We start from the raw sequence: 3096 nt of genomic DNA on the forward strand, positions 1-3096 counted from the left end.
GCCGGGCTCTGTCCTCGCTCACCACCGAGGACGCCATCGCGTACCGCGCTTTCCTGCGGCATCCGGTGCCGCGGTGGCGCTGGGTCGGACCGGCCCGGCCGCGCCCCTCCGCCGACTGGCGCCCGTTTACCGGCGGGTTGTCGGCGCGGTCAGTTGCCTTATGCCTTGTCGGTAGTGGGCGCGATGTACCGCTGGCTGATCCAGCAGCGCTACACCATGGCCAATCCGTTCACCGGCATCAAGGTTCGGGGCGCATCGCGTTCGGAGGCGCTGGCTGCCACCCGCGTCTTCGGCGAGGGCGAGTGGGCGGTGATCCAGGCCGTGGCCGAGGGGTTGGAATGGGGGCACCATTGGGAAGCGCCAGCCGCACAGCGTCTGAGTGGCGCGGCAGGTGCGGCGATGTCGCGCAGACGGGCAACGGACACCAGTTCATCGTCCGTGAATCGCTGGTGAAGGCCAATCTCCAGCCGGCTTACATGAATGGTGACTAGTTCCAGGCTTTCATGAACAGCCAGTCGGCGTATTTCAAGACGCTGCTTGCCAGCGTGGATTTGAAGAAGTAGTGGCCGAGGTCCTTGATCAGTTGCCGTCGAACGGCCGCTTGACTTGATGCACCGGTTGCCAGCCTGGTTGCGGAGGTGCTCGCGGTGGGCGGGAATCGTCTGAAAAGCAGCCGTCGCCATGTTGAACATGAGTTCACGCAGATGCGTACAGCCCTGTTGCTCAACCGTCTCGCGCCAGCCCGGACCCATCGTGTAGCCCACGAGCTGCTGCATCGRCATGGTCGCGAGCGCGCATTCCGTCTGTGGCTTGACCATTCATCGTCGCGTGGATTACGCGAATGGCAAGCGTCTTGTCCATCGTGGCGCGGATCGCCATGTCGTGAATGAGCGTGCCCGGTGGAAGGCTGCCGAGCCCCCCGGCGAGTTGAACGGGTAGGCCTTCACGATGGTTAGTTCGGCTTCGATGTCACAGTCCCTCCGGCGGTGGGTTCCGCGGAATTTGAGCTTTCGCGTTTGATGGCCGCTGAGGTCATTCCGAGGAGTGAGCATGGCAGGTGGTGGTTCGGGGAACTACGAATGTCGAGGGTAATGCGCAAGCGTATAGTTCGCTATAGCACTTGCCGCGACAACACCGGAGATCGACCTCATGGAATCAGACTCGTCGATCCACGTAGAGATGGAAGGTGCGGGCGCCTATCCTGACGGGGCGCCGGCCGCGCATTCGTGCGAGCCTGGACATTGGACGAATAGGCGGCGCCCGGCATCGTCGCCGCCGACGCCTGCGAGCACGATGCGGTCGCTGCGCTCAAGCACTTCTCAGGACTCGTTATCGGCGCGATCAACGGGCTGGCGATCATGGGGAGCTGATCTCGCTCGCGTCCGACGTGTTGATTGCGTCGACGGAAGATCGCTTCGCCGAGGCGCTGCGCATCGAGCGTGCCGCATCGCTCGCCACCAATGTGTCGGCAAGACGCGCGGAGATTGTGATGCGCAGCTCGCGCGGCTGCCGAGGGTGCAAGCCTTGAGCAGCGATCGCCTGCCGAATGACATGGACCCCGCGGTCGGGTCCGACCTCCACCGGTGCATCCGTGCGCCATGCCTTCCGGAATAACCATGAAAAACATTCTCCAAGCCCTCGCGGGCCTCGTGCTGGCCTGCGCAGCCACTTCGAGCCTGGCCGACGCCTACCCGGCCAAGGCAATCAAGCTCATTGTCCCCTACGCGGTCGGCCAAGGCACTGACATCGCAGCGCGCTACCTCGCCGACGAGTTGTCGAAGGTGCTTAACCAGCCGATCTTTGTAGACAACCGGCCAGGTGCGGGCGGCAACGTCGGTACGCAGATCGCGGCGCGTGCGCCGGCGGATGGCTATACGCTCATGATCGGCACCAACGCCACGCACGCGGCCAACTCCTTTCTGTACGCCAACCCCGGGTTCGATCCGCAAGCCGACTTCGAGCCGGTCGCGATGGTGGGCATCCTGCCGCTGGTCTTCGTCACCTCGCCCACCAACCCGGTCAACAGCGTCGCGGAATTGGTTCGGGCCGCGCGCGCCAAGCCGGACGCACTCAACATTGCGATTTCGACGACCACCTGCCGCATGGCTTACGAACTCTTCAAGCAGCGGGCGGATGCGCCGATGTTTCCCGTGGACTACAAGGGGAGCGCGCAGGCGATCTCGGCCGTCCTTGGTAGCCAGGTCGAGTACATGGTTGACACGATCACCTCGCTGCGCGCGCCGATTGCCAATGGACAGGTGAAGGCGCTGGGCGTCACATCCGCGAAGTCGAGCAAGCTGCTGCCCGGTGTGAAGTCGGTGGCGGAGCAGGGCGTCGAAGGCTACGAGCTGGTCGGCTGGACCGTGATGTACGCGCCCAAAGGGCTGGCGCCCGAGACCTCGCGCATACTGGCCGCAGCGGTCACCAAGACGCTGGCGCGACCGAACGTGCAGGAGAAACTGCTCGAGCTGGGGATCGATCCGCTGGCCAAGACGGGTGCCGAGCTCGACACCTTTGTGGCCACGGAAAAGGAGAAGTGGGGTCGCCTGATTCGGGCAGCAGGCCTGAAGCCGAGTTGAGCGGAGAAGCGAAATGAGCGCCACACCTGTTTCGGGATTGAAGGTCCTCGACCTCTCCAAGGTCCTCGCTGGACCGCTGTGTGCCCAGTACCTGGGGGACATGGGCGCCGATGTCATCAAAGTCGAGACCATCGAAGGCGACGAGACGCGTGACTGGCCGCCGTTTCGTGCGACCGAAGCGGGCACGTCGGCGACCGGTACCGTGTTTCTCAGCGCGAACCGCAACAAGCGCGGCATCGCCGTGGATGAGCGAGGCGGCGTGACCCTTCCAATCGACGAGACAAGGAAAACCGGAGTCAAACGATGATTATTCACTCTGAACAGGACGTCACGGCCGCAGTGCTCGCAGAGCTGCAACGTGCAGAAGATCCGCGCTTCAAGCACATCATGACGGCGGCTGTCCGTCATCTGCATGACTTCGTGCGCGACGCCCGGCTGACTGAAGCCGAATTCCACAAGACCTGCGCGCTGATCGCGAAACTCGGCCAATTGACCACCGAATCGCACAACGAAGTGG

General features: G+C 63.7%; 2 protein-coding genes and 3 pseudogenes. 4 read left to right on the plus strand and 1 reads right to left on the minus strand.

Translation table 11 applies throughout. The features are described 5' to 3' along the window. Nucleotides 1–378 (plus strand): annotated as a pseudogene (locus AC1DY5_RS49190) (integrase); the annotation flags it as partial. Nucleotides 379–674: 296 nt separating this feature from the next. On the opposite strand, the pseudogene AC1DY5_RS49195 reads toward AC1DY5_RS49190, so the two are convergent. Then, a pseudogene (locus AC1DY5_RS49195) lies at nt 675–818 on the minus strand (DUF2889 domain-containing protein); the annotation flags it as partial. Nucleotides 819–1616: 798 nt separating this feature from the next. Here AC1DY5_RS49195 and AC1DY5_RS49200 point away from each other — a divergent pair. The 3 genes and pseudogenes from AC1DY5_RS49200 to AC1DY5_RS49210 form a co-directional block, all read left to right on the plus strand. Next, nucleotides 1617–2579, plus strand: a complete 963-nt coding sequence (locus AC1DY5_RS49200) for a Bug family tripartite tricarboxylate transporter substrate binding protein (protein ID WP_478121596.1) — start codon at nt 1617–1619, stop codon at nt 2577–2579. Nucleotides 2580–2592: 13 nt separating this feature from the next. Continuing rightward, nucleotides 2593–2826 (plus strand): annotated as a pseudogene (locus AC1DY5_RS49205) (CoA transferase); the annotation flags it as partial. Between the two features lie 56 nt (nt 2827–2882). Continuing rightward, on the plus strand, nt 2883–3096 hold a 214-nt coding region (locus tag AC1DY5_RS49210; RefSeq protein WP_478121597.1), incomplete at its 3' end, for a dioxygenase.

It is taken from the genome of Variovorax sp. P4_D9 (genome assembly GCF_056401695.1).

Excerpts from the sequence above, each read along its gene's own strand:
- AC1DY5_RS49200 (WP_478121596.1), top strand. The coding sequence starts at position 1,617 with ATGAAAAACATTCTCCAAGCCCTCGCGGGCCTCGTGCTGGCCTGCGCA.